The sequence below is a fragment of the Streptomyces sp. NPDC043870 genome (genome assembly GCF_056435785.1).
Map to the genome: position 1 here is coordinate 71,594 of NZ_JBWKDT010000022.1, position 18,338 is coordinate 89,931.

Genomic DNA, 18,338 nt, shown 5'->3' on the forward strand with positions numbered 1-18,338 from the left:
ACGAGGAGGAGACGCGACGGCACGCAGAGTGAGGCTCCGCAACGACCCGGGGGCAGGGCTGTGCGGTCGTCAGACCAGCAGGATCAGGGCGTACGCGAGGAAGAACGCGGCGATCAGCACGACGACGACCGCGACCACGGACATCGGGCCCTTGGCCCAGCCGCGTGTGCGGGTCTCGTGCGGGCCGGTGCCCGAGGCCGTGCCGGCCTCGGCGGGCGGGGTCTCGCCCGGAGGCACCGAACCACCGGGCTCCAGGCCGGGGGTCACGCGAGGATCAGGATCGGGATTGCTCGTGCTCATACCGGGTGGGTGCCCCATGCGCTCCGATGTAATGACGTCGGCTACGCATCACGTTGTTTCGGCTGGTCGGCGCCGCGCTCAGCTTTGGCAGTGCGGGCACCAGAGGGTACGTCGGCCGGAGATACGACGCGATCGCAGCGCTTCGCTGCAGCGCGGGCACTCCGGCTCGTTGTCGTCCCGGCGACCGGTGAGCCAGGTACGCCGCGGTGGGACGCGCTCGGCGTTCACCGAGGACTTGAGCACGCGGCCCATCGCGGCGTACGCGCGCCTGCCCTCCGCCTCGCTCAGGCCCCGCGCCGGGCGCCCCGGTGCCACGCGTGCCCTCCAGAGGATCTCGTCGCTGAGCAGGTTTCCCAGACCGGCGATCACGGACTGGTCCATGAGCACGCCCTTCACGGCCCCCCGCCGGCCGGCCAGAAGCTCCAGGAACGCCGCCCGGTCCACGGTGAGGGCGTCGGGACCGAGATCGGCCAGGATCCGCTCGACGGCGGCGTCGTCTCCGGCGAGCTGGACGCCCTGGAGCTTGCGCTGGTCGCGATAGCGCAGTTGCCGCTCGTCGTCGAGCGTCAGCACGACGCGGTCGTGGGGATCCAGGGGGTCCTCCACGGAGGCGCACAGCAGCGCTCCCGTCATTCCGAAGTGCCAGACGAGTGTGGGTCCGCCGTCGGTCGGCGCGATCAGCCACTTGCCGTGGCGCCACGGTGTCCCGAACCGAGCCCCTTCCATCTCCTTCCGCAGCCGCCTCGCGGTGACTCCGCGCAGCACCCCGGCATCTCGTATGTCGACGTTCGTGACACGCCGGCCGCGCCCGCAGGTGCTCAGTACCTTGCGGAAGCCCTCGACGTCCGGCAGCTCGGGCATATTCCTTCACAATCAATGGCCGAGCGACCGCTTCAGCTCGGACTTGTTCATCGAGGACCGGCCGTGGATGTTGCGGCGCTGGGCCTCGGCGTAGAGCTGGTCGTAGGTCGGGCCCTGTGAACCCTTGCCCGATCGCTCTCCGCCTCGCTGGGAGGACGACTTGTCCTGGGTCGAGCTCTTACTGGCGGTGCGGGACTCGCCCGAACGCGCCCGTTCCTTGTTCACCGTACGGGCCGCGATCTCCTTGGCCCGCTTCGTGCTCTCCCCGCGCTTCTCGGCACTTTCCTTGATGTGCTCGTACTGTCGCTCCCGCTTGGAACTCGATCCCCTGGGCATGACAGCTCCTTTACGCCTGTGTGCTCTTGGTGAACGCCCGTCGCCCTGCCTCCGACGTCCATCCGGTGACACCGTTCGGGTCACCGGGCTGTGTCGGGCTCGGCAACGCGCCGGCTGCGAAACGGTCCCGATGTCTTCCAGCACCACCTTGACGTCCCGTGCCGAGGGGCCTGCCTCCCGGCCCTCCGCGCCTCTCCGCGTCTCCTTACGCGCGCGTCAGTCCAGCTTCACCCGGACTTGCTGCTTTCGCGATCGGTTGCTGCCTGCGGGCCTCCGTATGGGCTGGATGGTTCGCACCCGGGGCATTGCGGCGGCTGCCCGGCTGCGCCGACGTCAAACCGTCGGGTTGTTCTTCATGGACCTGGTCTGCGGTGCCTCGCAGGCGGGAGCTCGGTGAACAGAGGCAGCCAGGGCCGATACGGGCGGCGGGGCCCGAGCCGGACGATCACGCGATCGGGCGCTCGCGCGGCCGACGCCAGAGGCAGATCCCGCACACCATCCCGGAGCGGCGTGACCACGCCGGACACCGCCTCCACCGCGGCTCGGCCGGAGGACGTCCGCCCGGTTTCGACCACACGGTCCAGCCATGCGCTGCCGGAGGGATCAGCCCGGTGCAACTCGCTGGACTGCCTCAGCGGGCGAGACATGGTGAAGGCGCTTGGGGCGGCCTTCGGCCGCGAGCCGCAGCAGCTCCCGTGTCCCCTCGACGTTCGCGCATAACGACCGGCCGCTCGTGACCGCCCGGGATCCATCTCCTGCGCCCGCGCGGCGGTCTCGTAGAGCATCCGCCCACAAAGTCTCATCCGGCAGTCGACCGAGTGCCGGGCGACCAGCCGGGCGATTGCCCTACGTGGACGGATGGAGGCGCCGGATTGCTTCCGTGCCCTCAACCCCCCCGGGTGCCACGCAACGTCGCGTCGACGTCAGCGAGCGAACTTCTTCGCCAGATATTCCTCCCAGGTCCGCTTGCCCACCGCGCGGTCGGGCGCGGTCAGAGCCCCGGAACGAAGGCCCGCGCCGGCCTTCCCCGGGATGAGCACCGGCAGGACGAGGCGGCGCTTGCCCGCTGCCCGCAGCCAGTTCCTGGCCAGCCCGCCTGCCGTGTACACCGTTGGCCCGGCCAGGTCCGGCACCTGTCCAGCGGGGCCGGCCAGCGCCAACTCGACGAGCCGGTCCGCGACTTCACCCGGGTCGACCGGCTGGCAGACGGTACGGGCCGGCACGATGACCACGGGCAGCTTGGACAAGACGGAGAAGATCCTGTCCAACAGCTCGTGGAACTGAGTGGCGCGCACACTGCTCCAGCCGATTCCCGACGCCGCCAGCAGCCGCTCCCCTTCCAGCTTGATCCGGTAGTAGGGGTACGGGATCCGGTCGATGCCGACGATCGAGATGTTGACGACGTGCTCGACCCCGGCCCGCTTCGCGGCCTCCAGCAGGTGGTGGAGGGCCGGGATGTCGTTCTTGAAATGCCGGATGTCGGTCGCACAGTGAATGATCGTACGGACGCCGGCGAACGCCTCGTCCAGGCCCGCGCCGCTCGCCAGATCACCGGTGAACCAGGTCACCCCCGCATCGCCCGGCAGCACGGCCTTGCGGGTGAGCGCCCGCACCGGCACCCCGGTGCGGCGCGCCCGCTCCAGCACCTGTCGGCCGAGTACGCCCGTCGCCCCGGTCACCATGATCCCGTTGTTGTTCATCAGCCAGCCCTTCTCGTATCGCTGTCACTCATGAGGAACCGACGACTCACGTGTTCTGTGACAGCTCCCGCAACTGACTTGACAGAAAGGCCAGTTTGTCAGGGTTGCGGACGATCCGAATCCCGATGATTCCCGCCTCGCCGACCTCCAGCGCACCCAACGAAGTCAGCTCGCCGTCCTCCCAGCCGAGCACCACCGCACCGCCGTTCGCCTCGGCGATCTCGATCCGTACCCCACTCGCCCACCGGGCGGACAGGCCTGCCAGGTACCGAGCCACCCTCTCCCGGCCGACGACCGGCCGTCGCGCCGCACCGACCTTGCCGCCGCCGTCCGACCACGCAACCACGTCGTCGGCGAGCAGTGCCTCCAACTGCGCCATCGCACCCTGAGCCGCCGCCTCCAGAAACCGGGCCAGCAACCCGCTGCTCGACTCCGGGGACGACACGAACTTCTGGCGACCGTCCGCCAGATGCTGCTTCGCCCTGCGGTACAGCTGCCGCGCGTTCGCCTCCGAGCAGTCGATCACGCCCGCGACGTCCCGATGGCTGTAGCCGAAGGCGTCACGCAGCACCACCGCCGCGCGCTCCGGCGGCGTCAAACGCTCCATCAGCACCAGCACCGCCAGCGACACCGCCTCGCGCTGCTCCGCCGTCTCCATCGGCCCCAGTGACCCGTCATCGGTCCGCACCGGCTCCGGCAGCCACGGCCCCACGTACTCCACACGCCGCACCCGCGCCGAGGTCAGCCGGTTCATGCACAGATTCGTGAGCACCTTCGCCAGCCACGGCCCCGGCGCAGTGACCTGCCCGGGCTCGGCCCCGTGCCACCGCAGGTACGCATCCTGCACGGCATCCTCCGCCTCCGCCGCCGACCCAAGCATCCGGTATGCCAACGAGAACAGCCGGGGCCGGTGCTCTTCGAACTGCTGCGCCTTGTCCATGAGCGCCTACGCTAGAAGATCATTGAGGATCTCGGCGGCCGGGGCGTCCTGCCGTGGACCAGAAGGTTGAGGAACTTCGGAGCGAAGACCGGCGGCACGCCTTGCGGTCCCATTCGATCGGCTCGGATTCGCGACGGCGGACGGGTCGGCGGAGAGGGAACCGCCTGTGCCCCTTGTTCTCTTCAGCCGGCGACCGAACTCATCCGCGCTGGCGCAGGTACGCCTCCAGTTCGGCGGCCCCGGTCAGCATCGCCCGCCCGCGGGCGGACAGCCGGCCGCGCCAGTCGCACAGTGCGGCCTCCAGCGGCTCCAGCCCACCGGCCGCCCGCACCTGGGCGATCAGCGGGGCGATCTGCTCCAGCAGGTAGCCGCCCCGCCTGAGCTGGTGGGCCAGCCGGGCGTCCCGCACGTCGGCCTCGCCGTAGAGGCGGTAGCCGGTCAGCGGGTCGCGGCGCGGGCGCACCAACCCGGCGCGCTCCCATTTACGCAGCGTCGCGGGCCGGATCCCGAGCTTCGCTGCCAGCGGCCCGATGAACGTGTCACCGGGCGGCCCGGACCCCGCGGCCGGCTCGGACCCCACTCCGGGCTCGGGCGCCGTGGTGCGGTCGGGCGCCGTGGTGCGGTCGGGCGCCGTGGTGGTGTCGGACGCCGTCGTGGGCTCCAGGTCGCGGAGGGCGCTCTCCACGGCCTGGAGGGTCCGGCGGTCGTCGAGGAGTTGGGCGTGGCTCTCGTCGATGAGGCGGAACGCCTCATCGACCGCGCCCTCGTTCACGGCCCGCATGATCGACGCCGCCCTCTGGTGGCCGTGGCCGGGCACCAGGGCAAGAAATGCGCGCAGGGCCCCCGCGTGCAGCGAGGTATAGGTGCGGTAGCCGTGGGGTGTGCGACCGGCGGCCGGAAGGATGCCGGCCTCCTCGTAATTCCTGACCGCCTGCGTGGACAGACCGTGCCCGCGCGCCAGATCAATCGGCCTGAGCTGCCCGCCGCTTTGAAGGTTTCGTCCCACCTGCCCGACGATATCGTGGGAAAGTTTCAAACGAAAGTTCAACGATACCGTTGAAGGCATGGCTACTGACATCAAGGACACCGCCCATGCCGTCGAGGCCGCCGCCGTCATGAGGCTGCTCCCAGCCCGGCCGCGGGTGCTCGCCCTGGGCGAACCCACCCACGGCGAGGACACTCTGCTCGACCTGCGCAACGATCTCTTCCGGCAGCTCGTCGAGCAGGAGGGCTACCGGACGATCGCGATCGAGAGCGACTGCATGATGGGCCTGGTCGTGGACGACTACGTCACCTCGGGCACGGGCACCCTCGACGAGGTCATGGAGTGCGGATTCAGTCACGGGTGGGGCGCGTCCGCGGCCAACCGCGAACTCGTGCGCTGGATACGGGCGTACAACGACGGCCGGCCCGCGTCCGAGCGGCTCCGCTTCGCCGGTTTCGACGGCCCGCTGGAGATCACCGGCGCCGCGAGCCCCCGGCAGGCCCTCATCCCACTCCACGGCTACCTCTCGGCCAGGGTGGACGCCGACCTGCTCCCCTGCTCCGCGGAAACGCTCGACCGCCTGCTCGGCGCCGACGACCGGTGGACCGATCCCGCCGCGATGATGGACCCGTCCCGGTCCGTGGGGCAGTCGGCCGAGGCCAGGGAGCTGCGGCTGCTCGCCGACGATCTGGTGGCACTGCTCGACGCGCAGACGCCACACCTGATCGAGGCGACCACGCGGGACGACTGGGACCGGGCGCGACTGTACGGACGCACCGCCACCGGCCTGCTGCGCTACCACTTCTGGATGGCCGACACCTCAACGAGCCGCATGACGCGGCTGGTAAGTCTGCGGGACCGGATGATGGCCGGCAACCTCCTCGCCGTCGCCGAACGGGGACCGGCGCTGGTCCACGCCCACAACGGCCATCTCCAGCGGCACAAGAGCACGATGCGGATGGGCGACCTGCCGCTGGAGTGGTGGAGCGCCGGCGCGCTCGTGAGCGCCCATCTGGGCGAGGAGTATGCCTTCCTGGCCACGGCCCTCGGCACGATCCGGCACCAGGGAGTGGGCACCCCGCCACCCGACACCATCGAAGGACTCCTGTACGCGCTCCCGGAGGACCACTACGTCGTCGACGCCGCCGGGCTGGCCACCGCCCTCGGCGACACACGGCCCGCCCCCCGCGTGTCCCCCTACTACGGCTACAGCCCACTTGACCCGGCCCACCTGGCCGGAAACGACGGGATCGTCTTCGTCAAGGACGTCCCGCAGAGCTAGTGCCACCGTCAACGGTCCAGCCTGTCGGGGCGCCTCGGAGGGGCGGGAGGCGTTCCGGCGTCCCGATAGTGAAGTCACCAGGTCGATGACAAACCCATCGGTACGCGGTGCTTCACTCTCCGTGGGCCTGACAGCGCGCAAGTGGCTCGACACATCCGCGTCGCGCCGGTGCAGGTCCACCACCGCACCAGGGCCGACCTCGCCGAGGCCGGGATGGCATCGAGGAGCTCCACAACGGCTACCACTACCTCGTCCTCACCACGCTCGGCCAACAGGAGGCGCGGGAGGAGCCGAAGGGCCACACGATCCACCCGGCCTGTATGCCGGCGGCCCCGCCATGCGCCTCCCCGACCAAAGCGACCCCTGACGATGCAGCCACGCAGCGTTGCTACCCGTACAGGAGCGGCGCGACCATCGGGCTGCGGAGGTCTCGGGAATTCGGGGTCCGGAAGATCGTCCACGGCGGGAACGCGCGGCGGCGGAGGCCGGAGCCGAGCACGGCCTCCTGACCGTCACTCCGGGCGGCGGGCGAAGAAGACGAACTCCCGGCCGGGGCGGTCGGGGGCGTCGCGCACCTCGTCCACGATGTAGCCGTTCGCGGTCAGCGCGGCCTCCACCTCCGCACGCTCGCGGAAGCGGAGGGTCGAGTCGGATGTGAGCGTCTCACCGGTCGCCGTGAAGATGACGGTGCCGCGGAAAGTCACCAGCGGCCAGCTGACGTCCGTGACGTCCACCCAGGTCTCGACGGGGCCGACTCCTTCGACGGCGACGACACGGTGTGTCGCTGCCCGGGTCCACCCCTCCCACGCCCGCCGGGCCGGGTCCCTTGTCTCGAAGACGAGGTGACCGCCCGGCCGCAGTGCCGGGCGGATCCCGCGCAGCGTGCCCTCCCACATCTCCGAGTCCACGATGGCCTGAACAACGTTGGCGGTCATGGTGGCGAGGTCGACCCGCATGTCCGGGAGCGCCGTCGCATCGCCGTGAATCCACCGCACCCGTTCGCCGCCCTGCTTGGACCGCGCGACGTCGAGGGAGGCCTCGGACGGGTCCACGCCGGACACCGTCAGCCCGCGGTCGGCCAGCATCAGCGCGAACGTGCCCGTCCCGCACCCAATGTCAAGGACCTGACGTGCCTTCAATTCCTGGGCCACGGCCACGTATACGTCCAGATCGCTGCGGTCCGGTTCGAGCGGATCGTAGAGTGCGGCCAGCCGTGGATTGTCGTAGGCCTCGTTTGCCATGCCCGCCACGCTACCGTCGGTCATGCATCCCACCGCGCCCACCTGAGTGATTCCGGTACGCCGGTCGAGACCTGCCCAACGTGCCGCCGGAGGTTCGATGCGCCTGCTCGATACCTTCCAGGAAAGCCGACAGCCGGCCCCGCCCGGCTGTCCATGAGGCAACAAGGAGCTGATCATTCATGGCTGTGTGCGAGGTCTGCAACAACGACTACGAGATGTCCTTCGAAGTGCATGCCGCAGGAGCCGTCCACATCTTCGACAGCATCGAGTGCGCAGCACAGAAGATGGCACCGATCTGCGAGAACTGCCAGTGCCGCATCCTCGGCCACGGCCTTCAATCGGACGGGCAGTTCTTCTGTTGCGCGCACTGTGCTCGCCAGAGGGGCGTTGCGCAACTCGTGGACCACGCCTGAGCGCCGGCAGAGCCGCACTGCCGGCGATTCCCCGCTCGACGACGGCCGAATGCTGACCCTCTGGCCGAAGTCTCCGGCCGGACGATTCGCAGTCCTGATCTCAGCGTCCAGCCGGTTCTTCAGCAGCGTCTCCGGTTCCGCGTCGTTGCGCATTCTCTGAAGGTTTCGCTGTCTGCCCAGGCCGACGGGCTGCACTGTCACCGAAGCCGCAGGACGCCCGGAGCGCGATCCTCGAAGATCTCGACCAGCCAGTCGAAGACAGTCGTTCCGCGCTCTTCACGCGCCGCGTCCAGATCGGCGCTGACAGCGGGCCGGTTCGTGGGGTGACACCGCGAAAGGCGGATCTCCAGCTGGCGAGCTGTCTCCGGGTAACCCAGATTCTCGCGAGACGCCTGATGATCCCGCCACTCGACCACATAGTCATCGTCGTCGGGCGCCCCGAAGCCACCGCTGAGGCAGTCGGCGAAAGCATCGAGGTTCCTGCCGAAGTAACCACCGGGACCGTTGATCGCCTCACCGATGACTCGCCAGAAGTCCTCCAGCGTCCTGATCCGGGCCCCGTCCAGTACATATATCGCCGTCACAGTTCGCAGAATACGTGCGGCTCGGCTGCGCCCCCGTCCTTCTGACGCACCCGCATCCCGTCAGGAACTGAACCTGCAGCGTCACACCGCCACACGGCCCATCACTCGACCGGCGAACGTTCCCCGGTCACAGCACTACAGGTCTTGTTCGGCCCAGATGGTCTTGCCGGTGGGGGCGTGCCGGGTGCCCCAGCGTTGGGCGAGTTGGGCGACGAGCAGCAGGCCGCGTCCGCCTTCGTCGAAGGTGCGGGCGCGACGCATGTGGGGCGTGGTGCTGCTGGAGTCGGAGACTTCGCAGATGAGGGTGCTGTTCTCGTGGATGAGGCGTAGCTGGATGGGTGGTCGGCCGTAGCGGATGGCGTTGGTGACCAGCTCGCTGACCATCAGTTCGGTGACGAAGACGGCGTCGTCGAGTCCCCAGGCGGCGAGTTGGTCGGTGGCGTACTGACGGGCCCGGGCGACGATGGCGGGGTCGGAGGCCAGGTCCCAGGCGACGACCCGGTCGGCGTGCAGGACCCGGGTGCGGGCGATGAGCAGAGCGACATCGTCGTCGGGGCGGTGGGTGAGCAGGGCCGTGAGAACCCGGTCGCAGACGGTGTCCAGGGCCTGGGTGGGGCGGGCGAGCGCGGCGAACATCTTGTCGAAGGCGTCGTCGATGTCGCGCTCGCGGGGTTGGAGCAGGCCGTCGGTGTAGAGGGCGAGGAGGCTGCCCTCGGGCAGTTCGGTCTCGATGGTTTCGAAGGGGAGGCCGCCCAGGCCCAGCGGTGGGCCGGCCGGCACATCCAACAGATACACACTGCCGTCCGGGCTGACCACGGCGGGCGGGGGATGACCGGCCCGGGCCAGCGTGCAATGGCGGGTGACCGGATCGTAGACCGCGTACAGGCACGTGGTGCCAATCCCCCCGGCAGCCTCGGCACCGCCTTCCGCATCGCCCTCGTCCGCGGAGAGGTGCATGACCAGATCGTCGAGGTGTGTCAGCAGCTCGTCGGGCGGCAGGTCCACATCGGCCAGGGTGCGCACCGCAGTACGCAGCCGCCCCATGGTCGCGGAAGCACGGATGCCGTGGCCGACCACATCGCCCACCACCAGCGCCACCCGTGCCCCGGAGAGCGGGATCACATCGAACCAGTCGCCGCCCACACCCGCCCCGCTCCCGGCAGGCAGATAGCGGGAGGCAATCTCCAGCCCCGCCTGATCGGGCAGCGTCTGCGGGAGCAGACTGCGCTGCAAGGTCATCGTGCTGGTGCGCTCCCGGGTGAAGCGGCGGGCATTGTGGATGCTGACAGCCGCCCTGGCCGCGAGTTCCTCGGCCAGGGCCAGATCATCCGGACCGAACGGCTCCGGACGCTGGTGACGACCGAAGAGAGCCGCACCAAGAGTGACTCCACGAGCACGCACCGGAACCACCATCACCGAGTGCGTCCCCGCCTCGCGGATCCAGGCGGCCCCCGGATCGTGCGCCACCCACTGGACAAGCGCCGGATCGGCCACGTCGTACACCGCGCCACGGCCCGCGACCAGACACTCCGCCGCAGGCGAAAGCGCCGGATAGGCCAAGCTCTCCCCCACCTTGCCCAGAGACTCCCGGCTACCCTCGTGCACCGACCGCGCAGCGAGGCGGCTCACGCGAACAGGCTGCCCGGCCGGCACGGCCGCCGGCAGCTCGTCACCGTGCCGGGGAGAATCAAGCAGGTCGACAGCCACGAAGTCCGCAAAGCCAGGGACGGCGACGCCGGCCAGCTCCTGCGCCGTACCCGCGACATCCAGACTGGAACCGATCCGCGCGCCCGCGTCATGCAGCAACAGCATCCGCTGCTGGGCAAGATCCTCCCCCGGCCCGCGGTGCGCCGCCACGCACACCGCACTCACCCGGCCGTCCGCATCCCGCAACGGAGCAAGCGAAGCCGACCAGCCGCCCTCCGGGCTCACACCCGTGGGACCGATGAAGGCCTTCACCTGCTGCGGCTCACCGGTCTCCAACGCCAGGCGCATCGCTCCCTCGGCCTCTACGCTCGCCGGATACGGCGCGATCTCCGGCAACCGCAGCCCGCGCATCTCCGACTCCGCGAAGGACAGCACCCGCTCCATACCGGCATTCGCCCGCACAAGCCGGAGATCTGCGTCGAACACCGCCCCGGCACAGGGGGACTGCACGAACGCCCACTCCCCCAGCGCCCCGCCCCCGGGCGTCACCGGCCTGCCCACCACCGCGGACACCACCAGCCACTCCACATCCCCGCCGCCACCCGCCGCCCGCCGGTGCGCCAGAACCCCCACCTCCAGCCGCCGGCCATCCTGGTGCCGTAGCGCCACGTTGCCGCCCCACCGCCCCCGCCCGGTCGCCGCCCGCCATGCGCTCTCACGCTCATCAGCGGCGTCGTCGGCGAGCAGCTGGGCGGCGGGGCGCCCCACGACCCCGGAGGGCGCGTAGCCGAGCAGCCGCGAAGCGCCCTCGCTCCACCCCGTCACGATGCCCTGCCCGCTGATCGTGGCCGTGGCCGTGTACGTCGACTCGAGCGGGGCCTCCGCCTCGCCTCGCCGCTCACCAGAAGGGGTGGGAATCCGCTCCATCACCACTCATCTCACCCTCGCCAAAGCCCGCACGACCAACGAACCAGCCCAGCCACCACCCCACTGACAAGCATGATCCTGCGGGGCAGCCAGCACCAACGCAGCGCTGCGGCGAGGCCCCCGGCCCGGCGCGGACCGCCGCCCACGCCGGCCCACGCAGGACGAGCCCGCCAACGAGCCTGCCCGCGGCACCCGCTCCAACCTCCAATGGACGTCGCCCGAACCTCGCTGGCCTGGGCGGATAAAGAAAACTTCAGAAAATGTGCCCCGTCGTGGAACCGGACCCCAGGCTTCCCGCGTGATGGACGGCAAATATCCGAATTTCGTCGATTTCATCGCATATGCACTGCTTCCGAGAGTGTGAGCAGCGATGCCCGAGCCGATCAGGCGGAGGAGGTCCGATGAGTCCCACGCCCACGCTGTCCGCCGAAGCCCCCGCACCCGCACAGCTCGCGCAGCAGGCGCTGGCTCCGCGCGAGCAGGAAACACTGCGGCACATCGCCGCAGGACGCACCTACCTGCAGACCGCCCGCCACATGGGACTCTCCAAGCACACCGTCGACGCCTATCTCCGCCGCATCCGCGCCAAGCTCGGCACCCACAGCACCGCGGAACTCACCCGCCTCGCCATCACTCTCGGCCTGTGACACCCGGCCACCCAAGCCATGCGGCTGCCCGAGCACGGCCTCGCCTCCCCCATGATCGCCGCGACAGCCGTCGCGGCGATCACCAAGAAGAAACTCATCGCCACCGCCACCGCCGTTCCGTGATCGACGGCATCGCTGGGGCAGGGGGGACAGGCGGGGGCACTGCCCGCATCCGCGTTTCGGGAGTATGTCCCCTGTCGCAGGAGGAGGCGGGCGCCTCCCGTGAGCGGGGTGCAACTCGCCTCTTACGGAAGGGAAATGGCGTACTGACGGCCCGTCTCTAACGTCGTGCTCCGTGACCGAGACGGGGCATGTGAAGCCCAGTGAACCCAAACACACCGACCGAATCGAACCCACCGAAGCCACCGAAGCCACCGAAGCCACCAGAGTCACCGAACCGGCCGAACTGGACTCACCGGCCTTTCCCCAACGCCTGGCCCGCCTGACCCCGGGCTGGCGCACCATCCGCGGGCGGGTTGCGGTCGTGCTGGCCGTACCGACGTGTCTGCTGCTCGTGCTCACCGGGCTCGCGGTCGCGGACCGGATGACCGACTGGGCCGCGGCCCGGGAGACCAGGGACCGGGTCGACGTGGTCCTCGGCGTACAGGCCCTGGTGCACGAGCTCCAACGCGAACGGGGCCTCACCAACGGGCTCTTAGGGGGAGCCGACGAGTACCGGGACGATCTGGCCGCACAGCGGGAGCGTTCCGACTCCGCGCGTGCCGGCCTCACGGCCGTACTCGCCGAGGACGCCGCCGACACGGAGTCCGCCGTCGAGGCGGCCGACGACCGGCTCGCACGGCTCGTCGCCGTGCGTTCCGGCGTCGACGCGGGCAGCGCGGCCCGCACCGAGACCTTCGACTACTACACGGCCGTGATCTCCGCGTTCATCCGCGCACAGTCGGCCGACACCACCGACACGGCCCGCGGCGACCGGACCCTGGTCGACGGGATGGCCGCGCTGCAGGCGCTCGCCGACGCCACCGAATCGGTGGCGCTGGAGCGCGGCGCGCTCAACGGCGTCTTCGCCGCCGGACGCTTCCGCGGGGACGAGTACCTGAAATTCACCGAGGTTCGGGCGGCCCGCGTGGCGGCCCTGCGCCAGTACGAACAGTCGGCGACAGCGGCCCAGCGCAAGGCGCTCAAGGGGACGTTCGCGACCAAGGACGCCCGGCGCGCCCTCGCGCTGGAGGACCGGGCCTCCGCTGCCGCGGACGGCTCGCGTCCCGGGGTCGACCCCGCGCAGTGGTGGCAGTCCATGACGGTCCTGGTCGACGACCTGTACGGCGTACAGCAACGCGTCGGCGCGGACGCACAGGCACGGGCCGGGCAGCTCAGCGACACCGCGACCGGGCAACTCATCGGGTTCATCGGGCTGGGAGTCCTCATCGTCGTGGTCGCGGCAGCCCTCGCCATGCTCTCGGCCCGCTCCATCACCCGACCGCTCGGCGCGCTCGCGGAAGAGGCGGACGACGTGGCCGGGACCCGGCTGCGGGAGGCGGTGCGACGGATCCAGGAGGCGGAGCCGGACCCGGCCGGCACGCGACCGCTCACGCCCGTTCCGTACGAGTCGAGGTTCCACACCGGCGCCCAGGAGATCTCCCAGCTCGCCGCGGCCCTGCGCAACGTGGAGCGCACGGCTGTGAGCCTCGCCGCCGAGCAGGCGGCCCTGCGCCGCAACACGTCCGAGTCCCTCGCCAACCTCGGCCGCAGGAACCAGAGTCTGCTCCGCCGCCAGCTCGGACTGATCACCACGCTGGAGAGCCAGGAGATCGACCCGGACGCGCTCGGCGAGCTGTTCGAGCTCGACCACCTCGCCACCCGGATGCGCCGCAACGCCGAGTCGCTCCTGGTGCTGGTCGGCGAACAGGAGCCGCCCCGCGCCTGGTCGGGGACCGTCACGACGCTCGAGGTGGTGCAGTCGGCACTTTCGGAGGTTGAGCAGTACCGGCGGGTCGTGCTGCCCGACGTCCAGCCGTGCCGCATCCGCGGCCACGCCGTCGCCGATCTCTCCCACCTGCTCGCCGAGCTGATCGAGAACGCCCTCTGCTACTCATCGGCGAACCTGCCGGTCGAGGTGTACGGCTGGCGCGATGTGGACGAGTACTGCCTCGCCGTCGTGGACCGCGGCATAGGGATGTCCGCCGAGGGACTGGCCCGGGCGAACGCCCGGCTGGCCGGTGAGGAGAGCTTCCTCGTCGCACCGACGGGATTCCTCGGCCACTATGTCGTCGGCAGGCTCGCCGCCCGCCTGGGCGCGCAGGTCGAGCTACGCCCGAGCGAGGGCTCCGGCACCACCGCGTACGTGGCCCTGCCGGCATCGCTGCTCGCCGTGTCGCCGCCTGCGCCCGCCACCGAGCAGCCGCTGACAGCCCAGCCGTGACCGGGCTCCCGCCGCCTGGCAGGCGCGCGGGCGCGACACGTCCCTCATCCTGGCGAGCCCGCGGCGGACCCGCGGCGGGTCCGGGGCGGGTCCGGGGCGGTTCCGCGGCGGGTCCGGCGGCAGGACGAATGCGTCGTGCAGACCACGCCGTCAGCACGGCGTCCCCGGGTCGGTGTACCGGAGCAGCGCGCCGACGCCTTCCCGCAGGCGCAGCACGTGCTCCGGTGCCACGACCAGTTCGGCACCGGTGCCGACGAGGGCGCGGACCAAGGCCTCGTCGGCAGGCTCCTCCCTGGGTGCCCGTACCCCGAAGGACAGCAGCTCGTCCTCCGTCAGGGCCAGCTGAGTGGGCCGTGAGCCCGTCCAGAGACGGAGGGACGACGCCGGAGGGCGGTTGAGCAGGAGTGCCGCGACCTGGCCGCGCTGCAGTGCCGCGACCGTGGCGGCCAGACCCTCGGCCGCGGCTCCGTGCCGGGCCCGCCTGGCGATGAACGTCTCCACGAGTACCCGGTCGTGGATGGCCATGTGCCCTCGGAAGACCGTCTCGAGCTGCGGCTCCAGGAGCGCCCGCCCGGTGTCCGTCGGCGTCTCGCCCCCGACCCGTACGACCCGGTCCCGCAGCCTGTCGGGCAGCCGGCGCACCAGGACGCCGCAGGCCCACTCGTCCCCGCCGATCACGAAGGCGTCGGCGCCGTCCTGCCGCGCCCACTGGTCCAGTTCGTGGCCGAGCCGGACGGCCGTGTCGTGCCACTCGCCCACCGGGACCCGCCGGTGCAGCCGCTCGCCCGGGGCGACGTTCGAAACCGGCCAGACACCGGTCTCCGCCACCACCGTCACCGTGCCCTCGGTCTCGGCGGTGGGCAGTCCGCCGTAGTGCACGACCGCGGTCAGATACGGGATCTCCGGAACGTGCTGCGCCACCAGCGGCATCGCGTCGGGCAAGGTGCCGTAGCGCGCCGAGTCGTGCGCTGGCGGCTTCGGCAGCTCGCCGTCCAGCACCAGCGCCCCGTGGGCGGTGAAGATGGCCTGCCCGTGCATGCCGGGCAGCTCCGCGTCCGCGCCCACCACCTGCTCCACGGCAGTGATGGTCGCCCGGTCGACGCCCTGTCGGGTCAGCTCGTCGCGCAGGCGGCGCCAGCGCAGCGCGATCGCCCGCTCCGGATGGTCGATGTCGCGCGAAGTGTCCAGGTACACGGACACGAAGGGGCCCGGCTCCGCATAGAGAGGCCCCAGGAACGACAGCCTCATCATCACTCCTCGGCGCTCTTCTCCCTCCTTCTTCTTCGATGATGCTGCAGTCGTACGGCAACCCACGATGCGAGGAAGAAGACCGGCAGCGTGGTCCCCACGAGCAGCGCGCCTCCCGTGGCCGCGCTCTCCAGCAGCCGGCCTCCCCGGCTCGCCACACCTTCGTAGGTCACGGCCACCACGGCCATCAGCAGCACATAACCGCCCACCGCGGTGCCGGCCACCTGGCGGATCAGTCCCGGCCACCCGCGCCCGCCGGCCATCAGGGCCGGCCGCCGCGCAGGCTGCCGGGAGCCGTACGGCTGTCGGCGCAGAATGCGCAGGCCGAGGGCGAGATATCCCATGACCAGCGCATAGCCGATCAGCATGAACGAGATGTTCAGCGGCAGGGGGAGCACGGCCGGTCCCTTCCCCCGCGCCGACGGATCATCACGACGCGTCCCGGAGCAGGAAGTGCCAGCCTCTGACGAACGTGTGCCAGCCGAACCAGAGCCACAGGGCGAAGAGCGCCCATCGCCCCGCGGGACGGCGCATGACGGCGCCCATGGCATCGCTGAGGGTGGGGAAGGCGTCGTCGGCCCGGATCAGGCCGATGCCCTCCCAGGTGAAGACGGCGCCGAACAGTACGGCCCAGACGAGATACCCGATCACCGGATGCTCCGCCACCGCGACCTCCCGCACGCGTGTGTGCCACTGCCCCGCCGGACCGGGGCGGTCAGGCTGATCATCCGCCACGACCGGCCCGGAAAGCCGGACCCGCCACGGGAAGGCGCGGTGGACGTGGCGTCGGACGCTTCCTCGAGCCCTCCGCCGGACCCTGGCCGGCGCACGGCAGACCATCCATCTGTGTGGCGTTCGGCGGGCCTGCGCCTCCTCGGCTCGGCCCCATGCCGCCCGGGACATGGTCGTTCGATCTCCGGTGCCGAACGGCCCGAACCTGGCATGTTCGGCAGCCTCGAAGTGCCGGTTCACAGGCCTTCTCAGAGGTTGGCGAAGGTCTGGACCTCGCGCGTTGCAGCATGATCAAATAGGGGATGACATCGTTCTGGACCGGCAAACGGGTGCGCCTGCGCGGTATCGAGCCCGACGACTGGACCGCGTTCATGCGCTTCGCCGAGGACGAGGAGCGGTTGGGAGACACACTGCACCCACCCCGTTCCGCCGAGAGCTACCGCGCCTGGGCGAAGGAGCAGGCCGCTGCCAAGTCCGATGGCAACTGCTTCCAGTTGGCAATCGAAGCCGCCGACACGGGGGAAATAGTCGGTGCCGTCGGCTCGCACCACGCCGACCCATGTGCGGGCTGGTTCGAGTACGGCATCACGATCGGCGCCGATCATCGGCGCAAGGGCTACGCGACAGAAGCTGTGGTGATGCTGCTGCGCTTCATGTTCGCCGAGCGGCGCTTCCACAAGGGCGGAGCGCGGATCTTCGCACACAACGAGGCTTCGCTGGCACTCCATCGTCGGCTCGGCTTCATCGAGGAGGGCCGCCTCCGCGATCAGGTGTTCTTCGCCGGTGGGCGCCACGATCTCGTCATGATGGGCATGCTCGCCGACGAGTTCGCCCAACTGCACTCGATGAGGGAACTGTGAGCTTGTCATCCGGGTCCGGTGTCGAGTGCGAGAACGAGATGATCGCCGTCCCGCCGGGGCAGGTAACGCTGTCGGACCGGCGGACGCAGCGCAATTGGTCGGTGGAGCTTGCGCCCTACCGGCTCTCGGCGTTCCCGGTCACTCAGGCGCTCCACGCACAGATCACCGGCCGACGGCCAAGCACCGCTCGTGGGGACCGGCTACCCGTCGAGGGTGTTTCCTGGTGGGACGCGGTCAGGTTCTGCAACGCCCTGTCCCAGCGCGAAGGATGCGCACCCGCCTACCGCCTTCATGCCGACGGCGAAGGCATCGACTGGGACGCGTCCGCCGACGGGTACCGGCTGCCGACCGAGGCGGAGTGGGAGCACGCCTGTCGTGCCGGTACGACCGGACCGCGTTACGGGCCGCTCGACGAGATCGCCTGGTGCCGCAGCAACTCGGGCGAACGCATCCACGATGTGGGCGGCAAGCAGCGCAACGCGTGGGGCTTCTACGACATGATCGGCAACGTCTGGGAATGGTGCTGGGACATCTACGACCCCGAGGTCTACGGCACCTACCGGGTGCTGCGTGGCGGCGGGTGGTTCGACGAGCACTGGAGCTGCCGGGCCTCGGTGCGGCGCCGCAGCCACCCGACGTTCCAGGTCGATGACGTGGGTTTTCGCATCGCGCGTTCCGTCATGCACTGACAGTGACGTGTGCGCCATGGTCGCATCCCACACCGCGTGACCACCTGCCGGTGATCACACCACGGACGACCGCGCCCGTCGACCTGCGGAGGCACGTGATGTCAGTGGCGGTCACGCGCGGCAACGGGCGCAACGGTCGGGACGAACAGACTCGAGGGTGTGCGGAATCTGCCGTCGTCGCCGCTGGGCCTGGATGGGCGGGTGGCCGGGGGTGGAGTGTCACAGGCCGAGGGAGATGGCCAGTCGGGTGAGTTCGGCCGTGTTGTTGATGTTGAGCTTGGCGCGGATGCGGCGGAGGTAGGCGTCGACGGTGTGCTTGGAGAGTCCCATGTGGCGGGCCGTCTGCAGGTAGGTGCGCCCGGCGGCGATGTGCCGCAGCGTCTCCTGCTCGCGCGGAGCCAGCGCGGGTGCGGGGGCTTCGGCGTACGGCGTGGCGAGTGCGAGGCTCATGGGATTCCCTCCGGCGGATCGGCCCGTTCATCTCTGCTCACGCCCTCGGAAGCAGGAGGCATATGCCCGAATAAGGCGTTTTGCCCTCTTTTCAAAAGGCTGCCGGGGCGACT

General features: G+C 70.3%; 20 protein-coding genes and 1 pseudogene. 7 read left to right on the forward strand and 14 right to left on the reverse strand.

Going from position 1 to position 18,338, the window contains the following annotated elements; translation table 11 throughout:
- Positions 1 to 69 precede the first annotated feature (69 nt).
- The 3 genes from AC0699_RS24745 to AC0699_RS24755 form a co-directional block, all read right to left on the reverse strand.
- Positions 70 to 300, reverse strand: coding sequence for a DUF6480 family protein (locus tag AC0699_RS24745; RefSeq protein WP_478663989.1), 231 nt, complete (start codon positions 298 to 300; stop codon positions 70 to 72).
- Positions 301 to 378: 78 nt separating this feature from the next.
- Positions 379 to 1,161: an Fpg/Nei family DNA glycosylase gene (locus AC0699_RS24750; protein ID WP_478663991.1), complete on the reverse strand. Its 783-nt coding sequence runs from the start codon at positions 1,159 to 1,161 to the stop codon at positions 379 to 381.
- A gap of 12 nt (positions 1,162 to 1,173) precedes the next feature.
- Positions 1,174 to 1,497 (reverse strand): plasmid stabilization protein, encoded by a 324-nt coding sequence (locus AC0699_RS24755; protein ID WP_478663992.1) that lies wholly within the window; start codon positions 1,495 to 1,497, stop codon positions 1,174 to 1,176.
- Between the two features lie 473 nt (positions 1,498 to 1,970).
- Here AC0699_RS24755 and AC0699_RS24760 point away from each other — a divergent pair.
- Positions 1,971 to 2,069: pseudogene (locus AC0699_RS24760) on the forward strand (IS5/IS1182 family transposase); the annotation flags it as partial.
- A 31-nt stretch (positions 2,070 to 2,100) separates the two neighbouring features.
- On the opposite strand, the gene AC0699_RS24765 reads toward AC0699_RS24760, so the two are convergent.
- The 4 genes from AC0699_RS24765 to AC0699_RS24780 form a co-directional block, all read right to left on the reverse strand.
- Positions 2,101 to 2,292 (reverse strand): SDR family oxidoreductase, encoded by a 192-nt coding sequence (locus AC0699_RS24765; RefSeq protein ID WP_478663994.1) that lies wholly within the window; start codon positions 2,290 to 2,292, stop codon positions 2,101 to 2,103.
- A gap of 128 nt (positions 2,293 to 2,420) precedes the next feature.
- Positions 2,421 to 3,197 (reverse strand): SDR family oxidoreductase, encoded by a 777-nt coding sequence (locus AC0699_RS24770; RefSeq protein WP_478663996.1) that lies wholly within the window; start codon positions 3,195 to 3,197, stop codon positions 2,421 to 2,423.
- Between the two features lie 46 nt (positions 3,198 to 3,243).
- Entirely contained in the window at positions 3,244 to 4,137 is an 894-nt protein-coding gene (locus tag AC0699_RS24775; RefSeq protein WP_478663998.1) for an RNA polymerase sigma-70 factor, read from the reverse strand.
- A gap of 199 nt (positions 4,138 to 4,336) precedes the next feature.
- Positions 4,337 to 5,143 (reverse strand): TioE family transcriptional regulator, encoded by an 807-nt coding sequence (locus AC0699_RS24780; RefSeq protein ID WP_478664000.1) that lies wholly within the window; start codon positions 5,141 to 5,143, stop codon positions 4,337 to 4,339.
- Positions 5,144 to 5,201: 58 nt separating this feature from the next.
- Between AC0699_RS24780 and AC0699_RS24785 the strand changes: the two genes are divergently transcribed.
- Complete coding sequence (locus AC0699_RS24785) at positions 5,202 to 6,404, forward strand: erythromycin esterase family protein (RefSeq protein WP_478664002.1); 1,203 nt, start codon at positions 5,202 to 5,204, stop codon at positions 6,402 to 6,404.
- Positions 6,405 to 6,916: 512 nt separating this feature from the next.
- Here the strand turns inward: AC0699_RS24785 and AC0699_RS24790 are convergent.
- The gene (locus tag AC0699_RS24790) at positions 6,917 to 7,645 is read right to left on the reverse strand and encodes a class I SAM-dependent methyltransferase (protein ID WP_478664005.1); all 729 of its coding nucleotides are present in this window, start codon (positions 7,643 to 7,645) and stop codon (positions 6,917 to 6,919) included.
- 179 nt (positions 7,646 to 7,824) lie between these two features.
- Between AC0699_RS24790 and AC0699_RS24795 the strand changes: the two genes are divergently transcribed.
- Positions 7,825 to 8,058 carry a hypothetical protein gene (locus tag AC0699_RS24795; RefSeq protein ID WP_469772544.1) on the forward strand — a complete coding sequence of 78 codons (234 nt, stop codon included), beginning with the start codon at positions 7,825 to 7,827 and terminating at the stop codon, positions 8,056 to 8,058.
- A 197-nt stretch (positions 8,059 to 8,255) separates the two neighbouring features.
- Here the strand turns inward: AC0699_RS24795 and AC0699_RS24800 are convergent, their stop codons facing one another.
- Together AC0699_RS24800 and AC0699_RS24805 are read right to left on the reverse strand one after the other, a co-directional pair.
- A complete protein-coding gene (locus AC0699_RS24800; RefSeq protein WP_478664008.1) occupies positions 8,256 to 8,642 on the reverse strand; it encodes a barstar family protein in 387 nt (128 codons plus the stop codon).
- A 135-nt stretch (positions 8,643 to 8,777) separates the two neighbouring features.
- The gene (locus AC0699_RS24805; RefSeq protein ID WP_478664011.1) at positions 8,778 to 11,216 is read right to left on the reverse strand and encodes a SpoIIE family protein phosphatase; all 2,439 of its coding nucleotides are present in this window, start codon (positions 11,214 to 11,216) and stop codon (positions 8,778 to 8,780) included.
- Positions 11,217 to 11,617: 401 nt separating this feature from the next.
- On the opposite strand from AC0699_RS24805, the gene AC0699_RS24810 reads away from it, so the two are divergent.
- Positions 11,618 to 11,863, forward strand: a complete 246-nt coding sequence (locus AC0699_RS24810) for a response regulator transcription factor (protein WP_478664013.1) — start codon at positions 11,618 to 11,620, stop codon at positions 11,861 to 11,863.
- 295 nt (positions 11,864 to 12,158) lie between these two features.
- Positions 12,159 to 14,246, forward strand: a complete 2,088-nt coding sequence (locus tag AC0699_RS24815; protein ID WP_478664015.1) for a sensor histidine kinase — start codon at positions 12,159 to 12,161, stop codon at positions 14,244 to 14,246.
- A 150-nt stretch (positions 14,247 to 14,396) separates the two neighbouring features.
- On the opposite strand, the gene AC0699_RS24820 is transcribed toward AC0699_RS24815, so the two are convergent.
- Genes AC0699_RS24820 through AC0699_RS24830 form a run of 3 tightly spaced genes read right to left on the reverse strand, consistent with a single transcriptional unit; the run spans position 14,397 to position 16,160 of the window.
- Positions 14,397 to 15,497: a baeRF2 domain-containing protein gene (locus AC0699_RS24820; RefSeq protein ID WP_478664017.1), complete on the reverse strand. Its 1,101-nt coding sequence runs from the start codon at positions 15,495 to 15,497 to the stop codon at positions 14,397 to 14,399.
- Positions 15,497 to 15,892, reverse strand: coding sequence for a DUF6256 family protein (locus AC0699_RS24825; protein ID WP_478664020.1), 396 nt, complete (start codon positions 15,890 to 15,892; stop codon positions 15,497 to 15,499). The genes AC0699_RS24820 and AC0699_RS24825 overlap by 1 nt, the downstream gene beginning before the upstream one ends.
- A gap of 31 nt (positions 15,893 to 15,923) precedes the next feature.
- Positions 15,924 to 16,160 carry a DUF6186 family protein gene (locus AC0699_RS24830; RefSeq protein ID WP_478664022.1) on the reverse strand — a complete coding sequence of 79 codons (237 nt, stop codon included), beginning with the start codon at positions 16,158 to 16,160 and terminating at the stop codon, positions 15,924 to 15,926.
- Between the two features lie 368 nt (positions 16,161 to 16,528).
- Between AC0699_RS24830 and AC0699_RS24835 the strand changes: the two genes are divergently transcribed.
- Together AC0699_RS24835 and AC0699_RS24840 are read left to right on the forward strand one after the other, a co-directional pair.
- The gene (locus AC0699_RS24835) at positions 16,529 to 17,086 is read left to right on the forward strand and encodes a GNAT family N-acetyltransferase (protein ID WP_478664023.1); all 558 of its coding nucleotides are present in this window, start codon (positions 16,529 to 16,531) and stop codon (positions 17,084 to 17,086) included.
- 38 nt (positions 17,087 to 17,124) lie between these two features.
- Positions 17,125 to 17,775: a formylglycine-generating enzyme family protein gene (locus AC0699_RS24840; RefSeq protein ID WP_478664139.1), complete on the forward strand. Its 651-nt coding sequence runs from the start codon at positions 17,125 to 17,127 to the stop codon at positions 17,773 to 17,775.
- 219 nt (positions 17,776 to 17,994) lie between these two features.
- Here the strand turns inward: AC0699_RS24840 and AC0699_RS24845 are convergent, their stop codons facing one another.
- A complete protein-coding gene (locus AC0699_RS24845) occupies positions 17,995 to 18,225 on the reverse strand; it encodes a response regulator transcription factor (protein ID WP_478660319.1) in 231 nt (76 codons plus the stop codon).
- Between the last annotated feature and the right edge of the window lie 113 nt (positions 18,226 to 18,338).